The organism is Actinoalloteichus caeruleus DSM 43889 (assembly GCF_000429185.2).
Classification (GTDB): Bacteria; Actinomycetota; Actinomycetes; order Mycobacteriales; family Pseudonocardiaceae; genus Actinoalloteichus_B; species Actinoalloteichus_B caeruleus.
In genome coordinates, this window is sequence record NZ_AUBJ02000001.1 from 3,977,023 (window position 1) to 4,002,285 (window position 25,263).

At 72.6% G+C, this 25,263-nt stretch carries 21 protein-coding genes; 12 read left to right on the forward strand and 9 right to left on the reverse strand.

The features are described from left to right. Positions 1-26 precede the first annotated feature (26 nt). The 3 genes from G443_RS15685 to G443_RS15695 all read left to right on the forward strand — a co-directional run bounded on the left by G443_RS15685 (position 27) and on the right by G443_RS15695 (position 3,219). Positions 27-1,241 carry a homogentisate 1,2-dioxygenase gene (locus G443_RS15685; RefSeq protein WP_026417758.1) on the forward strand — a complete coding sequence of 405 codons (1,215 nt, stop codon included), beginning with the start codon at positions 27-29 and terminating at the stop codon, positions 1,239-1,241. 87 nt (positions 1,242-1,328) lie between these two features. Then, positions 1,329-2,111 (forward strand): DUF2470 domain-containing protein, encoded by a 783-nt coding sequence (locus tag G443_RS15690; protein WP_051313527.1) that lies wholly within the window; start codon positions 1,329-1,331, stop codon positions 2,109-2,111. Positions 2,112-2,406: 295 nt separating this feature from the next. Next, the gene (locus G443_RS15695) at positions 2,407-3,219 is read left to right on the forward strand and encodes a CPBP family intramembrane glutamic endopeptidase (RefSeq protein WP_169731677.1); all 813 of its coding nucleotides are present in this window, start codon (positions 2,407-2,409) and stop codon (positions 3,217-3,219) included. A 929-nt stretch (positions 3,220-4,148) separates the two neighbouring features. Here the strand turns inward: G443_RS15695 and G443_RS15700 are convergent. Then, positions 4,149-5,078, reverse strand: coding sequence for an SDR family NAD(P)-dependent oxidoreductase (locus G443_RS15700; RefSeq protein WP_026417761.1), 930 nt, complete (start codon positions 5,076-5,078; stop codon positions 4,149-4,151). A 332-nt stretch (positions 5,079-5,410) separates the two neighbouring features. On the opposite strand from G443_RS15700, the gene G443_RS15705 reads away from it, so the two are divergent. Then, positions 5,411-6,595 carry an arginine deiminase gene (locus tag G443_RS15705; protein WP_026417762.1) on the forward strand — a complete coding sequence of 395 codons (1,185 nt, stop codon included), beginning with the start codon at positions 5,411-5,413 and terminating at the stop codon, positions 6,593-6,595. A 193-nt stretch (positions 6,596-6,788) separates the two neighbouring features. Here G443_RS15705 and G443_RS15710 read toward each other — a convergent pair whose 3' ends face one another. Continuing rightward, positions 6,789-7,877 carry a hypothetical protein gene (locus G443_RS15710; protein ID WP_155886040.1) on the reverse strand — a complete coding sequence of 363 codons (1,089 nt, stop codon included), beginning with the start codon at positions 7,875-7,877 and terminating at the stop codon, positions 6,789-6,791. A 348-nt stretch (positions 7,878-8,225) separates the two neighbouring features. Here G443_RS15710 and G443_RS15715 point away from each other — a divergent pair, with 348 nt between their 5' ends. Then, a complete protein-coding gene (locus tag G443_RS15715; RefSeq protein WP_026417764.1) occupies positions 8,226-8,786 on the forward strand; it encodes a ferritin in 561 nt (186 codons plus the stop codon). A gap of 33 nt (positions 8,787-8,819) precedes the next feature. On the opposite strand, the gene G443_RS15720 is transcribed toward G443_RS15715, so the two are convergent. From G443_RS15720 to G443_RS15740, 5 genes are all read right to left on the reverse strand, one after another. Continuing rightward, on the reverse strand, positions 8,820-11,012 hold the full coding sequence (locus tag G443_RS15720; protein ID WP_026417765.1) for an AAA family ATPase: 2,193 nt from the start codon (positions 11,010-11,012) through the stop codon (positions 8,820-8,822). A gap of 342 nt (positions 11,013-11,354) precedes the next feature. Beyond that, positions 11,355-12,164 (reverse strand): ESX secretion-associated protein EspG, encoded by an 810-nt coding sequence (locus G443_RS15725; protein ID WP_026417766.1) that lies wholly within the window; start codon positions 12,162-12,164, stop codon positions 11,355-11,357. A 6-nt stretch (positions 12,165-12,170) separates the two neighbouring features. Then, a complete protein-coding gene (locus G443_RS25105; RefSeq protein ID WP_026417767.1) occupies positions 12,171-13,430 on the reverse strand; it encodes a hypothetical protein in 1,260 nt (419 codons plus the stop codon). A 28-nt stretch (positions 13,431-13,458) separates the two neighbouring features. Continuing rightward, the gene (locus G443_RS15735; RefSeq protein ID WP_081715263.1) at positions 13,459-14,097 is read right to left on the reverse strand and encodes a DUF3558 domain-containing protein; all 639 of its coding nucleotides are present in this window, start codon (positions 14,095-14,097) and stop codon (positions 13,459-13,461) included. Next, on the reverse strand, positions 14,087-14,362 hold the full coding sequence (locus G443_RS15740; protein WP_026417769.1) for a hypothetical protein: 276 nt from the start codon (positions 14,360-14,362) through the stop codon (positions 14,087-14,089). The genes G443_RS15735 and G443_RS15740 overlap by 11 nt, the downstream gene beginning before the upstream one ends. A 959-nt stretch (positions 14,363-15,321) precedes the next feature. Here G443_RS15740 and G443_RS15745 point away from each other — a divergent pair. From G443_RS15745 to G443_RS15755, 3 genes are all read left to right on the forward strand, one after another. Continuing rightward, positions 15,322-15,915 (forward strand): DUF3558 family protein, encoded by a 594-nt coding sequence (locus tag G443_RS15745; RefSeq protein ID WP_081715264.1) that lies wholly within the window; start codon positions 15,322-15,324, stop codon positions 15,913-15,915. A 388-nt stretch (positions 15,916-16,303) separates the two neighbouring features. Next, positions 16,304-17,425, forward strand: coding sequence for a DUF3558 domain-containing protein (locus G443_RS15750; RefSeq protein WP_162147275.1), 1,122 nt, complete (start codon positions 16,304-16,306; stop codon positions 17,423-17,425). Positions 17,426-17,448: 23 nt separating this feature from the next. Continuing rightward, complete coding sequence (locus G443_RS15755; protein WP_245588702.1) at positions 17,449-18,186, forward strand: endonuclease V; 738 nt, start codon at positions 17,449-17,451, stop codon at positions 18,184-18,186. Here the strand turns inward: G443_RS15755 and G443_RS15760 are convergent. Together G443_RS15760 and G443_RS15765 are read right to left on the reverse strand one after the other, a co-directional pair. Then, a complete protein-coding gene (locus tag G443_RS15760; RefSeq protein WP_026417773.1) occupies positions 18,173-19,129 on the reverse strand; it encodes a DUF5926 family protein in 957 nt (318 codons plus the stop codon). The two genes, G443_RS15755 and G443_RS15760, sit on opposite strands and share 14 nt — an antisense overlap. 154 nt (positions 19,130-19,283) lie before the next feature. Continuing rightward, positions 19,284-20,162: a glycerophosphodiester phosphodiesterase gene (locus G443_RS15765; RefSeq protein WP_035291540.1), complete on the reverse strand. Its 879-nt coding sequence runs from the start codon at positions 20,160-20,162 to the stop codon at positions 19,284-19,286. Between the two features lie 267 nt (positions 20,163-20,429). Between G443_RS15765 and G443_RS15770 the strand changes: the two genes are divergently transcribed. The 4 genes from G443_RS15770 (at position 20,430) to G443_RS15785 (ending at position 25,189) form a co-directional block, all read left to right on the forward strand. Beyond that, on the forward strand, positions 20,430-21,650 hold the full coding sequence (locus G443_RS15770; protein ID WP_026417775.1) for a cytochrome P450: 1,221 nt from the start codon (positions 20,430-20,432) through the stop codon (positions 21,648-21,650). A 195-nt stretch (positions 21,651-21,845) separates the two neighbouring features. Then, positions 21,846-23,360, forward strand: coding sequence for a histidine kinase (locus tag G443_RS15775; RefSeq protein ID WP_372492982.1), 1,515 nt, complete (start codon positions 21,846-21,848; stop codon positions 23,358-23,360). Between the two features lie 11 nt (positions 23,361-23,371). Continuing rightward, positions 23,372-24,262, forward strand: coding sequence for a S49 family peptidase (locus G443_RS15780; protein WP_026417776.1), 891 nt, complete (start codon positions 23,372-23,374; stop codon positions 24,260-24,262). Positions 24,263-24,364: 102 nt separating this feature from the next. Continuing rightward, on the forward strand, positions 24,365-25,189 hold the full coding sequence (locus G443_RS15785) for a LytR/AlgR family response regulator transcription factor (protein ID WP_026417777.1): 825 nt from the start codon (positions 24,365-24,367) through the stop codon (positions 25,187-25,189). Positions 25,190-25,263: the final 74 nt, after the last annotated feature.

The following is a 25,263-nucleotide window of genomic DNA, read 5'->3' on the forward strand; positions in this document are numbered from 1 at the left end:
CCGCATAACGAACACCGGGAGCCAGCATGCCCCACTACCGCAGTGTTGGTGAGTTACCCCCCAAACGGCACACCCAGTTCCGCTCACCGGACGGGAGCCTGTACGCGGAGGAGCTGATGGGGGTGGAGGGGTTCTCCTCGGACTCCGCCCTGCTCTACCACCGGGAACTCCCCACGGCGATCATCGACTCGCGGGAGCCGGACTGGGCCGGCCGCGCCTCCTCCGCCGAGGCCCACGACCGGTCCACCACCCCCAACCTCCCCCTGAAACCCCGGCATTTCCGCACCCCGGCGCTGAGCTGGCCGGCGGGCCCCGTGGACGCCGTCACGGGCCGGCGGCAGCTGTTCGCGAACCCCGACGTGTCCATCTCGTACGTGGAGGCGGACGCCGACAGCGGGCTGTACCGCAACGCCGTCGGCGACGAGCTGCTGTACGTGCGGTCGGGCTCCGCGACGGTGGAGACCGTGTACGGGGCGCTGGAGGTCGGCCCGGGCGACTACGTCGTGCTGCCGACCTCCTGCACCTACCGCGTCCTCCCCAGGGGTGTGTTGCGGCTCCTCGTCCTGGAGGCGACCGGCCACATCGGACCGCCGCGCCGGTACCTGTCGGCGCGGGGCCAGTTCCTCGAACACTCCCCCTACTGCGAACGGGACCTGCGCGCCCCCACCGCGCCGTTGCTGGTCGAGGGCGAGGACGTCGACGTCCTGGTCCGGCACCGCGCCGGCCTCTCCGTCCTCACCTACGCCCACCACCCGTTCGACGTGGTGGGGTGGGACGGCTGCCTGTACCCGTGGGCGCTGAACATCGCCGACTTCGAGCCGATCACCGGCCGTGTCCACCAGCCGCCGCCGGTGCACCAGACCTTCGAGGGCCCGAACTTCGTGGTGTGCTCGTTCGTGCCCCGCAAGGTCGACTACCACCCGCTCGCGGTGCCCGTGCCCTACAACCACGCCAATGTCGACTCGGACGAGCTGATGTTCTACGTGGGGGGCGACTACGAGGCCAGGAAGGGCTCGGGGATCGGGCTGGGTTCGCTGTCCCTGCACCCGGCCGGGTGCACGCACGGCCCTCAGCCCGGCGCCGTGGAGGCCTCCCTGGGCGCCGAACGGTTCGACGAGACCGCCGTCATGGTGGACACCTTCCGACCGCTGGAGCTGGGGGAGGCGGCCCTCGCCTGCGAGGACGACCGCTACGCCTGGTCCTGGGCCCGCCGGGGCCCGGAGTCCCGCGCGACGGGGTGAGCGGAACGCCGACCCGTCGGCCGCCGGGCACGACTACCCCGAACGCGGAAAACAGGTTAGGCTCACCTAACTCTTGGAGGTGAGTTGGTGGTGACGACGCCCGACCATCGCGTGACCGGCCCCGGCTCGGCCGAACGCGCGAGGAGCATCGCCGAGCGCGGAGGCCGGGCGGCCCTGATGCCGGACGAGACCAGCGCGGCCCGGGTCGAGCCGATCCTGCACCACACCGCACCGGACGGGGTGGTCACCCTCATGCTGCCGGACGAGCACCCGGTGGTGACCGGGCTGCGCGGCGGGGACGAGGGGGTCTCGGCCGCGGTGCTGGAACTGGCCGACCCGGCTCCGGTACCGCTCAGGGAGCCGGTGCGGGGGCTGTTGTGGTTCACCGGCCTGCTCACGGCGCTGGATCCGGGCGAGGCCCGTGACACGGGTCTGTGGATCGCCGAGCGCCGCCCGGACGCCCGGCTGTTGGACATCGGCCATGGCATGTCCCTCCTCCGGCTCACACCCGCGTCGATGGTCCTCGCCGACGCGGAGGGCACCTGCCCCGTGGGCCCGGAGGAGTTCGCGGGCGCCACTCCGGACCCGTTCTGCCGGCAGGAGCCGCACTGGCTGCGTCACCTGGAGAACGCGCACCGGGACGTGGTCGGCATGCTGGGCCGCCACGTTCCCGACCACCTGCGGGGCGGTCGGGTGCGGCCGTTGGGCATCGACCGGTTCGGTCTGCGGCTGAGGGTGGAGTCCGTGACCGGGGACCACGACGTCCGGTTGGCCTTCTCCCGCCCGGTCACCGAGGTGCGCGAGCTCTCGCTGGAGCTGCGCCGGCTCGTGGGCTGCCCGTTCGTGCGAGCGGTGACCACCGGGCCGTGAGCCAGCCGGCCACGCCGGCATCGGTTCCGGTGGGCACCCGTCCTGTCCGCCCGCCCACGCGGACAGCCACGACCCCACCTCGGGCCAGGTCGAGGCAGTGCTGCCCGACCGGGTAACCAGCCCGGTCGAAAGCCGCCGCCATCGGCCGGTTCGGCACGTCCGTGCCCGCCACCACCCGGTCGGCGCCCTCCGCGACGAGGAGGTGCGCGCACTCGGCCCGTCGGCCGGTCGCGGCCCGGGTCCCGAGTGCCCGGAGGCGCCTTCCGCCGCTCCTCGGCCGCTGTACGGTGCGGACGTGCCCTCCACGCCGCGGTCTTGGTTCCGCCCGGCCCGCCCAGCAGACCCCGAGGTGATCTCCGATCCGGGTCAGCGACGAGCGGTCGTCATCGAACTCCTCATCGTCTTCACCGCGACACTCGGACTGTCCGGGCTGCGCAGCCTGCTGTCCCTGCTGGACTCCCTGCTGCGGCCCGCACCGCTCTCGGAGCAGTCCGTCGCCATCAACGTCCCGCAGGCCACCATCGGGTTGCTCGACCTGGCCCGGCAGCTCACGAGCGTGCTTCAACTGCTGTCGTGGGGCGCGCTCGGCGTCTACCTGCTGTGGCGCGCGGGTGTCGCGCTGCGCCGGATCGGCCTGGACCGGGCCCAGGTCGGGCGTGACTTCGCCAGGGGAGCCGGGCTCGCCGCCATCATCGGCGTTCCGGGTCTCGCCTTCTACCTCGTCACCAGGGCGATCGGCATCAACCTGACCGTGCTGCCCAGCACGCTGGACGAGGCGTGGTGGCGCTCGGTGACCCTGGTGCTCTCCGCCGTCGGCAACTCCTGGGCCGAGGAGATCCTGGTCGTCGGGTACCTGATCACCAGGCTGCGGCAGCTCGGCTGGTCGGAGAACGCGTCACTCTGGTTCTCCGCCGTCCTCCGAGGCACCTACCACCTGTACCAGGGGTTCGGCGGTTTCCTCGGCAACATCGTGATGGGGCTCGTCTACGCCAGGTACTGGCAGCGCACCAACCGGTTGTGGGCCCTGGTGGTGGGGCACGCGCTCATCGACGTCGTCGCCTTCGTGGGGTACGCGCTGCTCGGACCACACCTGTCCTGGCTGCCCTGACCCGCGCCGCGCGTCGTCGGGACCCGGGCGACGCGGAGGTCCCCCGGGCGCCCCCGCGCTCCGGAGGTGGCCCCACCGCCCCGATGCCACCTCGTCGAGGGACGACTGCTCGGATGCCCGGCGATGCCTCCGCTGTGAGGCGTCGGCCCGGCCGGGGCGCTCACTTCTGACCAAAGCCGTGTGCGACGTCCGGTGGTAGCCCAGAGCAGCGGCTTGCCGCCCGTCGACCTGCCCCTCGTCGACCGCCACGAGCGACACCAGCGGCGTCCTGCCACGTCGACGTACCGGCGGACCAGGCCAGCGCGACCTCTCACCTCCTTGTCCGGCCCGCGCGGCCGCCAGGTGGGCGCGTTCACGCTCCGTCGGCGCGCCCCCAGCCGCCCATCTCGCACGTCGTCGGGGTCCGCCCGGACCGGAGGGGCCCGAACCAGGCCGGACCGGCCGCCTCCGCCAACGCGGGGAGGACCATCCCCGCGACTGACCCGGGGGAGGGGATCGGCGCGCGCTGGCGGCACCCGTTCGACCACCTCGGCCGGGACGGTCCGGGGGGTCCGGGCGGTGCCGCGCCGTCCACGCCCGGATGACCTCGGCGAGCCCCACCAGCGGCGGCAGACCGCCGAGAACGGGCGGGGACAGCTCCGCGCGGAACACGGCGGCCCCGGCATGGCACACCGGGAGGACCACCGCCACGCGGCTCGGGGTCGGGGCCATCGATGGGCGATCGGGTCCGGGGCCAGCGTCCCCGTTCCTCGAACCCGGGCCGGGCGGTCGGAGCACTCCCCACCCGCGCGAGGGTCGCGGGGCGGGCGTCCGCCGTTCGACCAGCGGGTCGTGGGGGGCGGGACGAGGAGGTGCGGGGCGCCGGTCCCCGCCAGACCGGACGGACGGCTCGTTCGGGGCCGAGCCATCCTCCGGGGAAGCCGCCGGCGTCAGGTGCTGAGGATGCCGTACCGCATCCTGGCCATCATGTTCTCCGGACCGGCCTGCACGCAGGCGTCGCTGAAGAGGTCGTCGATGCGTCCGTCCAGCTCCGACGGGCGCCACCGCCTGTTGCCGGCAGTGATCTCCGCGACGGAGGTGAACGGCTGGTACAGCTCGATGCTGTCACCCTGCACCCCGAACACCTTGCCGCTGATGTGACCGGAGTCCGCCGAGCACAGGTACGCGACCAGGGGCGCGATGTTCTCCGGCGCGAAGAAGTCGAAGCCGTGCTCCTCCGCCGCGCGCTCGTGTTCCCGCATCTCCTCGTCGGGCAGCAGGTCCTCGGTGAGCCGGGTGATCGCGGAGGGGGCGATGGCGTTGGACGTCACCTGGTAGCGGGCCATCTCCATCGCGACGATGGTGGAGAACGCCGCGATGCCCGCCTTCGCGGTGCCGTAGTTGCTCTGGCCGAAGTTCCCGAGGATGCCGGAGGCGGAGGTGGTGTGCACCAGGCGCCCCGTCCGCTCGGACTCCTTCCAGTAGCGGCAGGCGGCCCGCGTGCAGGTGAAGTGGCCGCGCAGGTGCACGCGCAGCACCGAGTCCCACTCGTCGTCCGACATCTTCGCGACGGTGCGGTCCGAGACGAAACCGGCGTTGTTGACCAGCGCGTCCAGCTGGCCGAACTCGGCGACGGCGCGAGTGACGAGGGCGTCGGCGACCATCGTGTCCGAGACGTCCCCGACGCTGGCGACCGCGCGCCCGCCCTCGGACCTGATCTGGTCGACGACCTCGGTGGCCACCGCCTCGTCCAGGTCGGAGACGACGACGGCGGCGCCCTGTCTCCCGCACTCCAGTGCTTCGGCGCGGCCGATGCCCCTGCCAGCACCGGTCACGATCACCACCCTGCCGTTCAGGATGGTCCGCTCATGGATTTTCACATCGGAGAGCGTAGGACTTACCGGACGGACCTCGCGGGGTGGTTCGGCGTAGTCCTCACTCCGCTGGGCACCCGGGGGACGGTGGCCCCCGCTACCCTCCGCTGCCCGGTGCGACCAGTAGTGGGGTAACCCATACGCGCAACGATGACACCCTTGGTTAGGCGTCAGGTTTAACGAACAACCAGAGGAACCGATGATTACGATCGTAATTACCCACAGATCCCCGTCAGAGCCGGCTTTCCTTCCGCTCCTTCACTAGGCTGGAACGCGTGGAATCGGAAGCGACGGCGACCGCGACCCTCGACCAACAGGCACCAGAGCCGGCCGGATCGGTGCACACCGAGGTGGGAAGGCTACGTTCGGTTCTCCTCCACCGGCCGGGTGAAGAACTGAAACGCCTCACCCCCCGCAACAACGACCGGCTGCTCTTCGACGGCATCCCCTGGGTCGACCGGGCGCAGGAGGAACACGACGCCTTCGCCGAGACCCTGCGGGCTCGGGGCTCCGAGGTGCTCCTGCTCACCGACCTGCTGTCCCAGGCCCTGGCCGACCCCAGGGCTCGGGCGGCCGGTGTGGTGGCCGCCGTCGACGAGCACCGCCTGGGCCTGGACCTGGCCGACGTGCTGCGCTCGTACCTCAGCGAGGCGGACGTCACGACGTTGGCCTCCGTGCTCACGGCGGGGATGACCTTCGAGGAACTGCCGGCGGCGGAGGGCGGCTCCCTGGTCAGGAAGATGCGCCACCCCCACGACTTCGCGGTGGACCCGCTGCCGAACCTGCTGTTCACCAGGGACTCCTCGGTGTGGATCGGGGACCGGGTCGGCATCACCTCGCTCACCATGCCGGCCCGCCGCCGGGAGACGTCCCTGACCGACCTCATCTACGCGTTCCACCCCCGCTTCACCCGCGCCAGGCGCGCCTACGGGGCGCACTCGGCGCCGGTGGAGGGCGGGGACGTGCTGCTGCTCGCCCCCGGGGTGTTGGCCATCGGCGTCGGCGAACGCACCACTCCGGCCGGCGCGGAGTCCCTGGCTCGGTCGGTGCTGGCGGACGGCCTCGCGCACACCGTCCTCGCGGTACCGATCGAGCAACGTCGAGCCTGGATGCACCTGGACACGCTGTGCACGATGGTCGACACCGACGCCGTCGTGCTCTACCCGGCGGTCCAGGACAGCCTCACCGCCTTCCCCATCACCGCGCGCCCGGACGGGACGCTCCGGATCGGCGGGCCGACCCCCTTCCTGACCGCCGCCGCCGAGTCGATGGGGATCGAACGCCTCCGCGTCATCGAGACCGGCCTCGACCCGGTGACGGCGGAGCGGGAGCAGTGGGACGACGGGAACAACACGCTCGCGCTGGCACCGGGCGTGGTGGTGGCCTACGAGCGCAACGTGGAGACCAACGCCAGGCTGGAGGCCCAGGGCATCGAGGTGCTGCGGATCTCCGGCTCCGAACTCGGGTCTGGCCGAGGCGGCCCGCGCTGCATGTCCTGCCCGCTCGTCCGCGACCAGGTCTGAGACATCGACCGCACCGGCACCGGCCGAAAAGGCATGCCCCGGTGCCGGGTGGGGGTCCGCGGTGGGCCGTTCGCCCCGCGACCGGGTGAGCGGGACGGGAGGCGGCGCGACCGCGCCCACGGACGCCCCTTCCCGCCCGCTACCCCGCCCGGGTGGGAGGCCGGTGCCGTCCCGACCACCTGCCGCGCCCGGCCTACCGGCTCGTGGAACCGAGGTAGCCGCCCAGCCCGGACCCGAGGCCCTGGCCCGTGGGTGTCCCCACCGTCCACAGGACCGATCCGTGCGCGGCGTCGACGTCGACCAGGGCCAGGCCGTCCAGACCCGTCACCCGCCACGGCTGCCAGTGGCGGTCGCTGCGCCGGAGCAGGTAGGGACCACCCTCCGCGGTGCGGCCCACCGCCACCGGCTCGCTCCGGTAGACGGTCACGGCTCGCAGATCGGCGTCGGCGATGGGCGTGTCCGGGATCGACCAGTGCCGCCCGTCCCATTCGGCCAGGAACGGGCGGGGTTCGGCGTCGCCGTCGTGCGCCAGGGCACGGCCCACCGCCCACGCCTCGCGGTCGCTGACCCCGACGACGTCGAGGAGCACGACCGATCCGTCCTCACCCGCCGGCCCCGCGTGTTCCGCCCAGGAGCGGCCGTCCCACCGCAGGATCAACGGAGCGTCCAGGTCGGGGCGTTCCCCGACCACCCACACGTCCGATGCGTTCCTCGCGTGCGCGGCGGTGAGCCGGGCCCGCCCGGCCACGGGGGGCTCCTGGACGTGCCACCGGCCCTCCGTGGCCGTCCGGTGTAGCAGCAGGGGCCGTTCGCCCCCACCCGGCGGCCGGGTCGTCCCCACCACCCACACCTCACCCGAGGACGCCACGGCGACGTCGACCAGCTCCGCCCGCCCGGCGTCACCCGACGCCGGAACGGCCTCGGTGGTCCACCGAACGCCGTCGAACCGCCACACCAGCCCGCCGCCCACCGCCCAGACCTGGTCGGGTGCCGGGCCGGCGACCGCGGCTGGTTCGGCGAGCCCGGGCAGGCGCAGCGCGGTCCACACGCCGTCCCGTTCGTGCAGCGCGACCGGCCCCTGGTCGTCGACCCCGACCGCGACCGTCCGCCCGTGACCGATACCCGCCACCCCGGTGAACGCGACAGGACCGTTCACCCCGGGCTCGGCCGCGACCCAGTCCCCGAAACCGGGCGCCGAGGACGCGTTCGCGGAGACCGCGAACAGCGCGGACACGAGCAGCATCCCGAGGGATACCACCGCCAATGGGCGAGTTCGTTCCATCTTCCGACTCCTTGTCCCGGTGTTGGGTGGATGCGGCGCTCGGGCTCGACCGCGACCGAGGCCGGCCTGACGACGCCGCGATCATGGCAGCGGCACCGCCTCGGGCACGAACGCTCATCCACAGGGGAGAACCACCCCTGAACTGCGAGGATTACCGGAGGTCACCAACTTCTCACCCAGACGAGCGGGCCGCACCGGGACAGGTCAGGAATACGTGGTTTGGTTAAGCGAACCTCAGAAATATGAGGCAACACAAAGGAAAGGAAGCCTCACCTGTGGGCGCGAAAGAATTCGTGAGACACGTCGCCACAAGTCGTCACACTCTCAACGACCCACTACGATGAATTCATGTCCGTCTCCGCGAAGAAGATCCAGCATGTCGAGTCGACCTTCCACTCCCTGTTGCGAGCCCAGGTTCGCAACGAGTTCACCGCCTCGCAGCAGTACGTGGCAGTGGCGGTCTGGTTCGACTCCCACGACCTTCCCCAGCTGGCCAAGCACTTCTACCAGCAGGCCCTGGAAGAGCGGAATCACGCGATGATGATCGTCCGCTACCTCCTCGACAACGACCTCGACCCCGCCATTCCCGGTGTCGACGAGGTGCGCAACGAATTCGGTGAGGTGGAGGAACTCATCGCCCTGGCCCTCGAACAGGAACGGGAGGTGACCGAGGAGATCATCGCGCTGGCGAAGGCCGCCAGGGCGGAGGACGACTACCTCGGCGAGCAGTTCATGCAGTGGTTCCTCAAGGAGCAGGTCGAGGAGGTGGCGCAGATGTCCACGTTGCTCAACGTGGTGCGCCGCGCTCAGGGCAACCTGTTCGAGGTGGAGAACTTCCTCGCCAGGGAGACCGTCGGGGACGGTGGTTCCGACCCGACCGCGCCCGAGGCCGCCGGCGGCGCGCTCTGACCGGGCTCGGGGTCCGCACCGCGCGGGCGTTCCTCAGCCCGCCACCTGTGGCCGGGCCAGGAACCGGGACGGCTCGCCCGTCCAGGTGATCACGAGCTGGTCCGACGCGCGGGCGCAGGCGAGGTGGAGGAGACGTCGTTCGCGCCGCTCCAGCAGCCTGGCGAACCCGGCCGCCCCCGCCTCCGAGAGGTTCCGTGCCGGTAGCCGTTCCGCGTCCGCTCCCACCACGACGACCCGTCGGAACGCGCAGCCGACCGCATCGACCAGCGTGCCCACCCACACCGACACCGCCCCCTCCGCGACGACCTCGCCGAGCCGTACGCCACCGAGGCCCGCCGAGGCCAACCGCCGGGCGAGCACATCCGCCTCGTGGGCGGTGGTGGCGAGCACGGCGGTGCCCCCGTCCGCACCGTGCCGGACCCGCCAGGCCCGGACGAGTTCGACGACTCCCCGCCGCTCCTTCTCGGCCGTGTCGAAGGCGAGGAAGGACGCGGCCGGACCAGCGCGGCCCGATCGGAGCCCGCTCCCACCGCCCACGTCGACGAGGTCGCCGAAGAGATCGGAGCGGGTCCGGACCAGTTCGAGGGTGGCTCGTCGCTCGTGGACCAGCTCAACCGACTCCCCCACCTCGGGACCACCGAGTTCCTGCTCGGTGGTGGTCGTCCGCTGCGAGGCGTCCACGCAGAGCAGGACGTCGTCCGGCCCGACGGGAACGAGGGCGCGCAACAACCGCCAGTGGGTCGGGTCGAGGTCCTGGGCGTCATCCACCACCAAGTGGTGGTAGCGGGTGACCCTCGGTGCTCCGGTCTCCCGCGCCGCCCGCTCGGCCAGGTCGGCGGCCGTACGGGCGAGGACCGAGCTGGTCATCGCTCCCCGGTCCCGGAGGTGGTCCTCGAAGCGACGGGCGAGCCGCCAGACCGTCGCCCGCTCGGCCGGATCCAACTCGACGGCCCGGTCGCCCCGGTCCGCCGCGAGGTAGCCGTCGAGACCGGCCAGCCCACGCCCGCCGAGCACCTCCCGGTACTCGGCCGTGAGGAAGGCGGGGGTGAGCACGGCCCGCTCCCGCGCGGACAGCTCCGCCGACCGTTGGAGGACGGCCCGCCACTCCTCCGCCTCCGCCCGTCCCACCCCGGACGGACCGCCGTCCGAGGCTTCGGCCCGCACCCGTCTCGCCAGCTCCCCGACGTCGCGCACCTCGACGCGACGCGACACGGACGCCTCGACCAGACCCGCCAGCCTGGCACGCATCGCCTCGGACCGTCGCTCGTCGGGCACGACCAACAGCACCCTGGCATCCGGTCGCCGGCGAGCCAGGACGACCGCGCGGTGCGAGGCGACCGTCGTCTTCCCCGTTCCCGGCCCACCCAGGACCCGTACCGGGCCCGGGCCCCACTCCCGGAACGCGATCCAGCGCTGCACCGGGTGCGGGTAGAACCACCAGTCGGTCGACGTGGCCTCCAGCAGCCCGTCCACCGTCGTCGGCGAGTCGACGACGGCGAACTCCATCGCGGCCGCCGGGTGTTCGACGGCGGCGACCAGGTCGACCCGCTCGGCTCCCTCGGACACCGGGTCGAGCCCGTAGGTCCGACGCACGGTCGCCGCGCTGTCGCCGGCCGCCAGGTCCAGGACGACGTACCGCTGCCACTCCGGGGCGTCGGTCAGCAGCTCGACGAGCTGACCTGGACCACCCGCGCGCACCGCGCTGGCCGCCAACCACCGCGGCAGCCCCAGGTCCGTGAGCTCGCTGAGCGGCCGACGCGACAGCGGCCCCCCGGCACCCTCCCCGTCGCCCCCGGACGAGTCCGGCCGGCCGTCGTCGCCCTCCGCCACGAAGGCGTCCCGCAGCACCTCGAACACCCCGTTGACGGGGTTGGGGCGGGCCCGAACACCGGTGGCGCACCGCAGGGCCGCCTCCCTCGACCGGAGCGCGACCAACACGTGGAGTCGGCGCTCCGCGTCCCCGAGGGAGACCACGACCGCCCGGTGCTCCTCCGGCAGGGCCGCGACCCAGGACACCGAACCCGCGCGCACGACCACCGCCTCCCCCTCGGGGGTGTCCTCAGCTGTCCCAAGCCGGTGGACGAGGTCGCGGACGGCACGTCGCAACCGTTGCGGCCCCCGCCAGGCGCCACGACGACGGGCCTCGACGGGAGGCACCCGGTCGAGCCGCTCCCCCACCGCCCGCAGCCCGACCCTGAACTCCTTCGCGACGACGACGGTGCCCATCCGCCACGCCTCCTCCCACCCGCGAGCCCCCGGCGATCCTGCCCGGTGCCGCCCGCCGCGCCACCCGAGGACCCCCTGATCGAGAGACTGGCACGACCGTCGACATCGCGCGGCCCCCCGGCGACGTCCGCCGGCCAGGCCCGCCTCGGCGGCCCCGCGCACTCGCGGACCAGCCGTCGAAGGTGCCGTCGCCGGCGGGTGGACCACGTCAGGCCCGGCCACGGACCAGCCGGGCGTCGAACTGGCCCTTCCCAGGACCGGCGGCGTCGAACTCCCCGCTCGCCCCGGCGAGACCCCGGGACCGTCCGGCGTGGGCGCCGGCACCGGCGCGGTCGGCTTGAGTCAGGGCGCGTTGACCTGGACCACCAGCTCCTCGAGCCGGCCCACCAGGCGACGGGCATCGCCCGAGACGAACGTGAACCAGCGGCGCCCGTCCGGTCCGGGCCGGTGCTGGGCCAGGTGCCTGCCACGCGCGGTGTCGACGAACTCCACGGTGTGGTCGGCCCGTCGGCGGCCGGCGAGCGGGTCGAAGCCGCGCACGCTGAACTCCCCGGCCCGCAGCCGGTTCGCCGTCAACGCCTCCGCGAGGTGGCCGGCCTCACCAGTTCGGAGTCCCGCGCGGCGCAGGGCGCTCCTGAGCCGCCCCACGTCCCGTCCCGCCTGGTCCGCCGCCAGGGTGATCGGGTCGGAGGGATGGCTGATCGAGGGCCCGCCACCGCCGGGCACGGGAGGCAGCACCGAGGCGGCGCGGTAGGCCACCGAGGTGGGCGGGATCGGTTCGAGGACGACCGTCCGTGCCCACTCGTCCTCGTCCGGCTGGTCCCGAAGGATCGCCACCACCCCGAAGGTCCCCTCGCGGGCCGCGACGGCGTTCCAGCCCTGGCCCCCCACCTCCTCGACCGCCACGGACACCGCGACCGCCGGTCGGGCGAGCGTCTGGAACGCGCGGTGCAGGAACGGGTGCGGTTCCCCTCCGTCCACCCACCGCTCCGCCTCCAGCTCCCGCCAGGCCCGCCGCAGCAGGACCCGGCGCTCGTCCTGAGTGGTTCCGCGACCGCCCGCCAGCAGCGTCGGCGGCAGCGCCAGGCCGAGCCGAACGCGGATGGAGTCCACCTGCGCCACGGAGAGGCGCACCTGGTCCTGGGCCGGCATGGCGCCTCACCGCTCCTCGTGGGGACGGTTCATCCCGTCCAGCACCGGTGGAGCCACCCGACGGTCGTCATCGAAAAGGGACTCCATCTCGACGAGGTAGTCGGCGCGCCGGTGGGAGGGGGTGTCGTCCGTCTCCGACGACCTCCCGGCGGTTGACCCGCCGGGTACGCCACCGAGGCCGGTTCCGGGGCCGCCGGCCGCCGGGCCGGGCCTGCTCGGGGAGGTGGTACCGCCCCCCGCCACGCCAGGGCCCGGACCCAGCGGGGCGGTACCGGATCCACCTGGGCCGGGACCGCGTCCAGGCGGTGCTCCCGCTCCGGAACCGGGGTGGCGCGCCGCCATCCCGAAAGGTCCCGGTCCCCGACCACCGGCCGTCGGGCCCGCACCGGAGGACACCCCGGGTGAGGTCGTCGTCCAGGACGGTCCGCCCGTTTCCCGCGTCGCCCACCGCGTTTCCACCGCCGGCGCCTGACCGGCGGCGGAGGGTTGCGGGATGGCGCCGGCCGGCTGCCCGCCGGGTGGGGCCGCCTCGACGTCCGGGTCCAGGTCCGGGGATGGTCCGCCTCCGCTCCTCGGAACGCGGGGCCCACCACCGTCCACCGGGTCGGCTCCCCCCTGCCACTCAGTGCGCTCGTCGCGCGGCGACATCACCGGGGCCGAGGACGGCTCCACCACGGAGTCCGGCGGGTGCACCTCGGACACGGGCGTGACCGGAGGAGGCGCGGCGACCCGGAGCTCACCGACCCGGGCCTGGGGGTCGAAACCGAGGGTGGAGCCCAGCACGCCGTTGGAGTTGCCCTGGTACTCCACCATCACGTCCCGGGCGCGCTGGTTGTCCTGGTCCCAGGAATCCATCGCGTCGGCGTAACCGGTCAGGCCTGGCAGGATCGCGTCCAGGAAACCCTTCTCCGGCCTGGGTTGGCCGATGGGCACCAGTGACCGGGCGCTCTCCAGGTACTCGGCCTGGAGGTGGACCGCGTGGGCCGCCTCCACGGCCTGGGCCCCGCACTCCTCGGCGAAGCCCGCCAGGGGCAGCGTGGAGGATCGGAAGGCCTCCGCGGCCTCCCCCTCGTGGGAGTCGACCGAGGCGCGCACCGTCGCCGCGAGGTACTCGGCGAGCGCCCGGAACGACTGGGCGATCTCCATCCAGGTGACCACCATCTCCTGCGGGTCGGCCCCCTCCCGGTCCGTGCGCAGCGCGGCCGAGATCGCCTGGGCGTTGGTGTGCTCCCAGGAGTAGTTGGCGCGGTTCAGGTTGATCCCCATCACTCCCCCGTCGTTCTGGGTTCCTCCGTCAGTCCCCCGTGGGCAGCCGCACCAGGACGGCGCGGGCGACGTCGGCGGCCCGTCCGCACGGGTCCCTCCTTTCGATCTCGGTCACGCCGTCCTCCGCGTAGCGCGCGTTGTCGGACTGCACGACGAACTGCTGGTCGTGGGCGGTCCCCACGAAAACCTGGCAGTTCCTCGTCTGCTCGACGTGCTGCGCGGCGACGGCCGGGTAGCCCTCGATCGTGATCGGGGTGAACACGGCGTAGGCGTCGCGCCGGTCGTACACCTCGCCCAACCCGGTGCGCCCGATGTCCCGATACACCGCCGCGTCGGTGGCGGTGACCCGGTTGCGCCACAGGCACGGTTCGAACGGCCCGGTCGGCCGTTCCAGCTCCCCCTCCGGGGCCAGCCCGAGTTCCTCGGCGGCGTCCGGCGGCAGCAGGTCGCAGGGCTCGAGCGCCCGCATGTCGATCGGGTTCTCCACCGGCGGGTACCGGGGGTCGGCCGGCGGCTCCTCGGACACCGAGGGCGCGCCCGCACCCGCGCCACCGGGATGCGCCTGCCCGGCCTCACCGGAGGGCAGCGCCACCGCCAGGTAGGCCACCACCACCCCGGCGACCAGCACCACGGCGCCCCCGGCCCACCACTTCCCACTACCTGCCATGCCCGTCTCCCGCGTGGTCGACCCGCCCGTTCGGCCACTGGAACTCGACCGGTTGAACGGCGTTCGTCTCCTCCATGGACTCGTACTGGTGCAGCGCCGCCGACAGCGCTCCCACCTGGTGCTTGATGGCGAGCTCCAGGACGTCGATCGCCGCGGTCAGCGACTGGTCGTCCGGGTCGAGCGCCAGCCTCCTGAACTCCCTGGTGGCGTTGGTGCTCACCCTGTCGTCGCCCCGGAAGGACAGCAGCTCGAACCGCTCCGCCAACCGCCGAATCTCCCTCAGCAGGTCATCCTGGACGTAATTCAGATTCGCGATTGTCTGTGGAACCGATTCCGGATCGAGATAGTATGAATCCTGACTCACGTTACCCCCCGACTGACCACCCGACCAACGCCGCGCGATTCCGCGACCGACACCCGGGACAAGTGCGGTCCGGCCGTATTCGAAATTCCTTTCGCGTGAACCGGACCCACATCACCAGGGGCGCCAGCCCCCTCACCACCAGGAATAGCCGCCGGCCGCCGCCAGCGCACACCCCCGGACCATGCGTCGACAACGTGCTCTCACCGGTGCGGTCACACCACGGCTACCGTCTCACGAGACACACCCAATCTCGCCGTGGAATATTGTCCAGACCATAACGGCGATACACAACCCCCTTCCGGGGAAAATGTGTGATCGGCTCGCGCGCTTCCGGTCGCGCACCGGGAGCTCGTCCACACGAATACGCGCGGCGGTGAGCGCGGCTCCGCCGACGAGTCCGGACAGGACGTCCCCGCCCTGGCCGCACCCCCGTCGCGTACGGGATGACCTCGCCCCATCCAGGAGCGCACCAGCGAGTCGCGCGGCACCGGCAGCCCGAGGAGACAACCGCCGGCGTGTCAGGAGGAACTCCGGGCACGCCCGCATCCGGTCGCTCGCCTGCCGGCGCCCCGTCGGCACTGGACTCCGAACCCGCGTCCCCACCGAGGTTGGCGGATGGCGTTTCCGCGTGGAGGCGCACGACGGTCTCCGCCTGCCACTCCGGTGGGAGAATCGCCAACAGGATCCCATTCCAACCCGCGACGCGAATTCGTGTGCGCCAGGTCGCAATGGAGATGACAGGCAAAGAAGGAACGCGGTACCGTGCTCGCCGCTCTTTCCGCGCGGCGCGGGCGCAACCGGACAAAGAAAAGGTCCCGCCCGCGCATTCCGCTGTTTCACTCACCCTGTGGGAGTAATTCGTGTCCTCTGTTCGGCCCAGCGTCGTGCTCCTCGTCGCGGCCGCCCTGCTCACCGGCTGCGCGGGAGGCGAGGAGCCGGCGGCTCAGCCCTCCGCCACCCCGTCCGCGCCGCCGTCGTCGTCCGCCCCCGCCGAGCCAGGCGCGGGCGGGGAGGACCTCGGCCTAGCCGAGGTTGACCTGTGCGCGTTGCTGACCGAGGAACAGCTGGCGGAGTTGGGAGTGAACGACGAGCCGATGTCCCCGCCGGCCGATCCCGACCACCCCTCCGTGCGGGAGTGCCGCCTCCCCACGCTCCACGAGGACTCCTTCGGCCTCTACTCCCTAGCCCTGGTCCCGGCCGAGGACGCTGACGCCCTGGTCGACGCACTGGGCCTGGACTCGGGCGACGGTACCGAGATCGGTGGTCTCCCCGCCACGACCTACCCAGCCGCCGAGGGCAGTCCCGAGGTGTGCGCGTTCGCGGTCGACCTGGCACCGGACCAGTTGCTCCTGGCCGCCCGGATGGTGGACGGCGTGGAGACGACGGCCGCGCGGACCTGCGAGGAAGCCAGCACGGCGGCCGAGTACGCCGTCGAGGCCCTGCTCGACCTCTGACGGACGGATGGACGGGCGGATCCGGGACAGTCGGACGGCATGCCGCGCCGCTCCCGTGCCCGTCACGACCGGGCCGATCCGCCCGCCCCTCGGGCTGGCGCCACCCCGTCCGCCATCCTCGGTCCCGCCCAGGAGGGCGGGCCACCGCCGTTCCACCGGGAATTCCACGACGAATTCGGACGAGGGTCGGTGAGGAATTACCCAACGGGTTCTTCCTGGCGGGAATCCACCACTGACGTGAGCGCCGGATCGCGACACGCGTTCCCGCGCCGTGCGGCACGATCGCGTGCCCGTCGTTCATCCTCACCGAACCGAACCGAACCGGACCGCGTGGAGAAACCGGTTCCGTTCGCGCTTTCCCCCTTCCACTCACCCTGCGGAGTATTTCGTGCCCACTGTTCGGCCCAGCGTCGTGCTCCTCGTCGCGGCCGCCCTGCTCACCGGCTGCGCGGGAGGCGAGGACGCCGCGGCCCACCCCACTGGATCGCCGTCCGCCCCCACGCGGACGGCGGTCCCGTCCCCGCCCACGGGTGGGGTCGACGTCGACCGGGAACACCTCGACGTCGCGGACGTGAACGCGTGCGCCCTGCTGACCGAGACCGAGCGGCGCTACCTGGGGTTGGCGGACCAGCCGCGACCCAAGCCGCTCGTGGGGGACCCCGCCGGGATGGAATGCCGGTTCGTCTCGGCTGACGGGGACTCCCTCGGCTTCTACTCCATCGCCGTGTGGCCGTCCCGCAACGGCGCCTCCTTCGGCGACGAGCTGGGGCCGGAGCAACGGTACGGCCTGGTGGTCGCCGGCTACCCGGCCACGGGTTACCACGCGGGGGAGGACTCGCCCGAGGTGTGCGCCATCGGGGTGAGTGTGGGGCGCAACCAGGCGATCGCGGTGGCACGATTCGCGACCGGTCCGCTGCTGACGGCGGAACGGACCTGCGATGAGGCGCACGGAGCGGCGGAACGGGCCGTCCACGCCCTGCTGGACCCCGCGCGCCAGGACGAGCTGCGCGGCGAGCGACCCGGTGATCTGACCGTCTCCCTCGGAGACCGCCCGGCCGACCTCGACCTCACCGACGTGGACAGCTGCGCCCTCGTCGACGAGGGGACGCGGGAGTCGCTGCGCATCACCAACGCCCACCACGCGGTGGTGCGCGCGGGCAGCCGGTGCGACCAGCCGGGCTCCTGGTCGAACCTGGAGGTCCACTACACACTGCTCGCCGTCCGGCGGAACGCCGCTGCCCTGGCGGAGCACGCCGACCCGGAGGACGTCCAACGGCTGAGCCTGAGCGGTTACCCGGCGGTGTGGGTCGCCGGCGACACCACCCAGGGGTGCGTGCTCGCCGTGGAGGTCGACGACGGGCAGGCGCTCGTCGTCGAACACGAGGTGTACCTCGACGAGGACTCGCTGCTCGTACCGCCCTGCGAGGCCGCCGCGCTCATGGCCACCTCGGCGCTGCGCACCCTCGCCGCGGACCAGGGGCTGCCACTCCCGGACGGCCCGAGGGGCTGACGGGGGAACCTGAGCGTTCGTGGTTGGCTGTCACACGAAAGGACGGGGAGGACGACATGCGCGGGGACCGGGAGGCCTGGCCGACGACGGTCGACCAGGCCGAGGCGGCGGAAAGGGCGCTGCGCCCCCTGGTGGACCTGAGCGGCAGGAGTCCCGCCCGGGTGCGGACGGTGGCCGGGCTGGACGTCGCATACGCCACCGGCTCCGAGCGCGTGGCCGGCGCGGTGGTCGTCCTCGACGCCACCACGCTGCGCCCGGTGGACGAGGCGGCGGTGGTGGGGACCGCCGCCTTCCCCTACGTACCCGGGCTGTTCGCGTTCCGGGAGCTACCGCCACTGCTCGACGCCCTCGAGCGCCTGACGACCACGCCCGACCTGCTGCTGTGCGACGGGCACGGCATCGCCCACCCCAGGCGGTTCGGCCTGGCCTGCCACCTGGGCGCGCGCACCGGGCTGCCATCCGTGGGCGTCGCCAAGAACCGGCTGGTCGGGGACCACGAGGCGCCCGGTCCGCGCCGTGGCGACCACGCTGACCTGCTCGACGCGGACGGCACGACGCTGGGACGCGTGCTGCGCACCCAGGACGGGATCCGGCCGGTCCACGTCTCGGTGGGACACGCGATCGGTCTGGCCCCGGCGGCGGAATGGGTGCTGCGGTGCTCGCCCCGCTTCCGGCTCCCCGAGACCACCCGGCTGGCCGACCAGCTGTCCCGGCGGGCCCTCCGCGCGGCGACCTCGGGGACCGGCGTCAGCGGATGGTGATCTGGCGGCCGGTGAGCCCGTTGCGGGCCCGGCGCTCCGAGGCGTCCAGCGGCTGCTCGTCCAGTGAGGCCAGCGCCTCCTCCAGCCGGCGGCCGAGTTCGGCGGCGGGCTGCTCCCACTCCTTGGCGTGCGACTCGGGGTCGAGGTCCCACACCGGCACCAGCAGCCCGTGCGCCCGGAACGACCCGGCGTACCGGCTGCCCTCACCCAACGCCAACTCGCCCCGAGCCGACAGGCGGGCCAGCGCGTCCAACAACCGCTCCTCCGGTTCCCGCCGCACCCACCGCAGGTGCGCCTTCTCACCGGCGTCCACCCAGTAGGCGGCGGTCACGCCCTCGGCGGCCAGCCGTTCCGTCGGCATGATGGCCGTGTTGGCGCGTTCCAGGGACAGCTTCACCTCGGCGGAGGGCTCGGTGTCCTCGGGGATCCACCAGGAGAAGTCCGGGTGGATCCGGACGTCGAACGGCGCGTCGGCGACGAGCAGGTCCTGGAGGCGGGGGCCTCCCTCGGCGGTGTCCGGGCCGACGGTGGGCAGGCTTTCACCCGCTTTGGCGGTCCTGGCCCACTCGACCGCCCGGGCGATGTCCCGGCTCACGTCACCGGACCTGGTCTGCACCTGCAGCCCGACGAACGCCTTCCCGTCTGCCCGCACCAGGGCGGCGGCCGCCATCGGCAACACGCTCGCGAGCACCACCGTCCGGTCTGTCGGCGGGTCCACGAGCGTCAGTTCGACGGTGGCCGAGGGAACGAACTCGCGGAGGGCGATCAGCTCGGGTTCCACGGACAGCCCGTCGAAGGGCCTGGTCACGATGACGTTCGTCGCGCCGCCCTCGGCGCCGTGACAGGCCTTGTACCGCTTGCCGGATCCGCACGGGCAAGGCTGGCGTGGGTTGACGCCCGACTCGGCGCGCTTCTTCCCCCTGGTAGCGGTGCGCTTGGCCACCCGGACCTCCTGGTGAGTCCCGGCGCCGGCCGGCGGCCCACCGATCCGGCCGCACCGTTCCCGGCCGGGTGTCGCTGGCCAACGCCGAACGGGCGCCACATGTCGATATGCCGGTACGGCGACGAGACGCCGTGACGGTGTCCCCCGCTCGGGGTCACACCGCGTCAGCGACGGTAGCCGACGAGTGGTTCGCGAGGGTCCGCAGGGTCGCGGCTGGCGCGTCCGTGGCGATGTGGTGGACGCCGAGGTCCGCGCAGAGCCGGATGTCCGACGGCTCGTTCACCGTCCAGCAGTAGACGTCGTTGCCGTGGGAGGCGGCGCGGCGCACGTAGTCGGGATCGGAGCGCACCAGGTCGATACCGGGTCCGGCGTGGTCGGCCCACGGTGGCAGGGAGCCGTCCCGCCGGCGGCCGGCCAGGGACCGCATCAGGAGCACCGTGGGCAGCGTCGGCGCGTACTGACGGACACGGCGGACGGCGCTCGGGGAGAAGGACATGACGGTGACCGGCGCGGTGCCGTCCGCCCCCGGTGCGAGGAGGCCGTGGTCGGACAGGTCGGCGACCAGCCTGCGTTCCACGAGGTGGCGGTAGCGGACTGGATGTTTGGTCTCGACGAAGAGCCGGACCGGTCGTTCGGTGTCGCGGACCATGCCGAGCAGGTCGGTGAACCGCAGCAGACCGAGGTCGGGCAGGTCGGGCAGGTCGGGCGCGGCGAGTGGCGGCGGGGAACCACCCTCGGGGAGGGCGGAGAACCCTCGGACCGACTGGTGGTCCGGTCCCCGCCCGGCCTTGCCGTCCCGGTCGTAGCGGTGGGCGGCGAGCCGGTCGAGGGGGAGGGCGCTGACCACTCCCCGTCCGGTGGACGTGCGGTCGATGCGCCGGTCGTGCAGGCAGACGAGGTGACCGTCCCTGGACAGCCGGACATCGCATTCGAGCCCGTCGGCGCCCTGCTCGATCGCGAGGGCGTAGGCCGCCCGGGTGTGTTCGGGGAGGTAGGCGGACGCTCCCCGGTGCGCGACCACTGCTGGTGGCATGCCCGACAGCATGCCCACACGGGGTTAACGGGAGGTGACCGGCGAGGGGCGCCGGGCCGATGGCCCGTCGACACCTCGGCCGGGTGAGCTGGCCAGCTGTGACGGGGCTCGCGACGGGTGGCGGGTGTCCGGGGGCGGGCACGGCGGACGGCGGCGCACCCGGACACCCGCACACGGGGAACAAGCCCGGTGACCAGCGGTAACGACCGCCCCTCCCTCCGAGACCGCATGTGGACGCCAGGCCGGGCGGAGCACTACGGTGCGCGGGTGCGCGCTGTCTCCCGTTCTGGTTCCTCCGCCCTCTTCGATCCGGCGGACCCCGGCTTCCTCGCCGATCCGTACCCCACCTTCGCCCGGCTCCGGGAGGCCGGCGAGGTGCACTGGCACGAGGGCCTCGGGCTGGCGGTAGCCGTCTCGCACACGGCCTGCTCCGCGCTGCTGCGGCACCGTTCGCTCGGCCGGGTGTGGACCGACGCCCGGCCCCTGGAGGCTTTCGTCGACTTCAACCTCCTGCACCGCAACTCCCTGCTGGAGAACGAGCCTCCGACGCACACCCGGCTGCGGAGGCTGGTGGCGAAGGCGTTCGGGCGCGGTCACGTCGAACGGCTGCGGCCCTGGGTCCGGGACCTGGCGGACCGGCTGGTGGCGGAGCTGGCGGAGCGGATCGCGGACGAGGGCTCGGCCGACCTCCTGGACCGGGTCGCCGGGCCACTGCCGGTGTGGGTGATCGCCGAGCTGCTCGGGGTGCCGGAATCCGACCGGGATCTCCTCCAGCCCTGGTCGAACGCGATCGTGAAGATGTACGAGTACGGCCTGGACGACCACCTCCGGCGCGACGCGGAGCGGGCTTCCGGCGAGTTCGTGGCCTACCTGCGGGACCTGGCGGAGCTGCGCCGGCGCCGGCCGGGGGACGACCTGGTCAGCGACCTCGTCGCGGTGACGGACGAGGACGGGGGGCGGCTGTCGGAGGACGAGCTGGTGGCCACCGCCGTACTGCTGCTGATGGCCGGGCACGAAGCCTCGGTGAACGTGGTGGGCAACGGGATGGTGGCGCTGTTGACCCACCGCTCGGAATGGGAGCGGCTGCGCGCCGACCCGGAGCTGCTCCCGGTCGCCGTGGAGGAGTTGATCCGCTACGACTCACCGCTCCAGCTGTTCGAACGCACGGCGCTGGAGGAGGTGGAGATCGGCGGCCACGTCGTCCGGCCCGGGGAGAAGATCGCGGCGCTGCTGGGAGCAGCGGCCCGGGACCCCCTGGTCTTCGCGGAGCCCGACCGCCTCGACGTGGGCCGGTCCACCAATCCACACCTGGGGTTCGGTGCGGGTATCCACTACTGCCTCGGCGCTCCGCTGGCGCGCATCGAGGTGGTGTCCGTCCTGGAGTCGCTGCTCCGCCGGCTGCCCGCCCTCCGCCTCGCGGGCACGGCGGAGCGGCGACCGGAGTTCGTGATCCGGGGGTTTCGCACCCTGCGGGTGACGGCGGACTGAGTCGGGCGTGGCCGGAGGGCGGCCGCATCGCGAGCGGTCGGTCGCCAACGCGTCCCCCGGTGGGGCGGGTGTGCTGCCCTACGGCCTGAGCCGTGTCTCACCCACGGCGATGCGAACACCGTTTCCGATGGTCCATTCGGGCGACAACTGGCCCGCGCATTGCCTAGCGGGCAACATTCGTCAGAGCATGTACGGGTGAGTGAGCTGATGACCGAACGCACGGTCCTCACCACTTTGGCCGTCATCGGAGTGCTCGGCATGTTCGTGATGCTCTGCCGAGCCCGCCGGGTCAGCACCTCCGTCGAGGACGCCACCCTGGCCGCACTGCACCGCGTGTCCGCGGCCGGTCCGGCCCTGCGTTCCGGGCTCACCCTCGAGGCCACCGACCGGGCGACGCCGCACCTCAGGCAGCTGCTCAACTGCGTGGCGATCGGCCTGGCGGACGAGAGCGGGCTGTTGAGCTGGGACGGGGAGGCCAACCACCACTACCAGGACCTCTCGACCGCGATCGACGTCGTCGTCAGCACCGGCAAACGGGAACACGTCAACCACGGAGACCTCGACTGCGACCGCCGGTCGTGCCCGATGCGGCACGCCCTCGTCGTGCCGTTGACCGTGGAGGGCGAGGTGCTGGGCGCCCTGGTCGTCATCGCCGCCAACGGCGGCAAGCGGTTGATCAGGGCTTCCACCGAGCTGGCGCACTACGTGTCCGGTCAGCTGGAGCTGGCCGAGCTCCAGGAGTCCCGGGAACGGCTGGCCAGGGCCGAGGTGCAGGCCCTGCGCGCCCAGATCTCGCCGCACTTCGTCTACAACGCGCTCAACACCATCTCCTCACTGGTCCGCACCGATCCGGACGAGGCGAGGGACCTGCTCCAGGACTTCGCGGAGTTCACCGGGTACGCGTTCCGGGCGACGGGCATGTTCACCACCCTGGCGGAGGAACTGCGCAACGTCGACCGCTACCTGACGCTGGAACGGGCGCGGTACGGGGAGGACCGGCTGCGGGTGCAGTTGCGGATCGCTCCGGAGGTGCTGCCCGTGGTGGTGCCCTTCCTCGTGCTGCAACCACTCGTGGAGAACGCCGTCCGACACGGCCTCGCCGGGAAGAAGGGCGGCGGGACGGTCACGGTGGCGGCCACCGACGTGGGTTCCGAAGCCCTGATCAGCGTCGAGGACGACGGCATCGGAATGGACCCCGCACGGCTGAACCGCGAGCTGGCGACCGCCCACCTCACCGGTGCCCACGTCGGGCTCGGCAACATCCACGACCGCATGCAGTCCGTCTTCGGCGACCAGTACGGCCTGGTGGTGGAGACCAACGTCGGGGCGGGCATGCGGGTCATGTTGCGGGTGCCGAAGTTCGCCCCGGGAGTGCGACCGGAAACCCCGCCGCTGAGCGAGCCCGAACCGCTGGACGATCTCGGCCCCGATCCCGAGCTGGGCGGTGAGGCGGAGGGACGGGCCCCGGTGTCGGCGCCGCGTCCGGAGTGGACCGGCGGGCTCGCCGAGCGGGTCGAGGTGTCGTTGCCACCGAGGCGGGAGGGGGCGGGGCACGACCTGCCGCGACGGCGGCAACCCGCGGAGGACCAGGTTTCCGGGGATCCCGCCGTCCGAGGTGAGCGGGCACGGGAACGGGCGGCCGCGTCGCGGTTCCGCGGGGCGACGACATCCGCTGATCACGCACCACCTCCCGACGCCGAGTCCCCGTAGGCTGTGCAGGCATGAGCATGACCGACAAGCTGACGTCGAAGCTCCCGGGCCGGCTCGGGGAGCGGGTCGACCGGTCGCCGATCGTCGCCGTGGTCCGCCTGCACGGCGTGATCAGCTCGAACCCGTCCCCGGTGAACCGGGGGACCATCAACCTGGCCTCCGTGGAGGCGCCGCTCACGCGTGCCTTCGGCCACGAGCGGCTGGCCGCGGTGGTGCTGCTGGTGAACTCGCCCGGTGGCTCTCCCACCCAGTCGGCGCTGGTCGCCGACCGGGTCCGCGAACTGGCCGACCGGCGGGCCCGCACCCGTGGCCCCGTTCCGGTGCTCGCGTTCTGCGAGGACGCGGCGGCCTCCGGCGGCTACTGGCTCGCCTGCGCGGCGGACGAGATCTACGCGCACCCGAGTTCGCTGGTGGGTTCGATCGGGGTGGTCAGCAGCGGCTTCGGGTTCACCGGCCTGCTGGAGCGGTTGGGTGTGGAACGCAGGCTGCACGCGACCGGCGAGCACAAGACGCGGCTGGACCCCTTCCTCCCGGAACGGGAGGACGACGTGGCCTGGCTGTTGGAGGTGCAACGGGACCTGCACGGTCAGTTCGTCGACTGGGTGCGCGCCCGCCGGGGCGACCGGCTGGCCGGCGAGGACGAGACGCTGTTCAGCGGCGAGGTGTGGACCGGGGCGAGGGCGCGGGAACTGGGGCTCGTGGACGGTCTCGGCACGTTGCGGAAGATCGTCTCCACCCGGTTCCCCGACGCCGAGATCGCCGTCTCGGAGCCGAAGCGCCCCCTCCTCGCCCGGCTCGGGCTCGGTGGTGCCTCGGGCAGCGGCAGCCGCGCCGGCGACTCACTACTTGCCGCAGTGGAGGGCCTGAACAACAGGGCCGTCTGGAGCCGCCTTGGTCTCTGATGGAGCAGGCACCATCACAACCAGCGATGAAATGTTCACACACTCGGGTGGACGAAGCACCTTGGCTCCCGAGAACCTTGATCGGCAGGATATGAATCTACGGTGACTGCTCAAGCCAACAACTCGGGTCTGATCGCGCTCGCGGTCGACGACGAGGACCGCGGGCTGGAGGAAATCACCTACCAGCTCAACCGGAGTTCGAGGGTGGCGCGGGTGCTGACCGCGTTCGACGCCGCCGAGGCGCTGCGCATCATCCGCAGCGACGATCCGGAGCTGCGGGCACGGGCGCAGGCGGGGCTCTGCCCGGTGGACGTGGTGTTCGCCGACATCTTCATGCCTGGCCTCGACGGCGTCGAGCTGGGCAAGGTGCTCGCGGCGTTCCGGGAGCCCCCGGCCGTCGTGTACGTCACGGGGGACGAGAACCGGGCGCTGGACGCCTTCGAGGTCGGGGCCATCGACTACCTGGTGAAGCCGATCAAGTCCGAGCGGGTCGACCGGGCACTGCGCACCATCGACCGGATGCGGCGGTCCAAGGAGGACCAGGCAGCCGCGACACCGGCCGAGGACGAGGTCATCCCGGTCGAGCTCGGTGGCACCACCAAGCTCGTCCCACGCTCCACCATCCGGTACGTGGAGGCGCAGGGCGACTACGCGCGCCTGCACACCACCGACGGCAGTCACCTCGTCCGGATCCCCCTGTCGCAGCTGGAGGAGCGGTGGAGCGAGGTGGGTTTCGCCCGCATCCACCGCTCCTACCTGGTGTCGCTGCCGCTGGTCAGCGAACTGCGGATGTCCTCGTCCGGGTACTCGGTCAGGCTCGGGGCCGGCGACCAGGCCATCGAACTCCCGGTCAGCCGCCGTCACACCCGCGCGTTGAAGGACAGGCTGGTGCGGGCCCCGAAGAACGGCTGGGGGCCGACTCGGTGAGCGCGACCGGGGAGGACCTCCCGAGCGCCGGCCCGGCGGGCCGGGTTCCGGCGGGTGGGCCTTCCCGCGCCTCC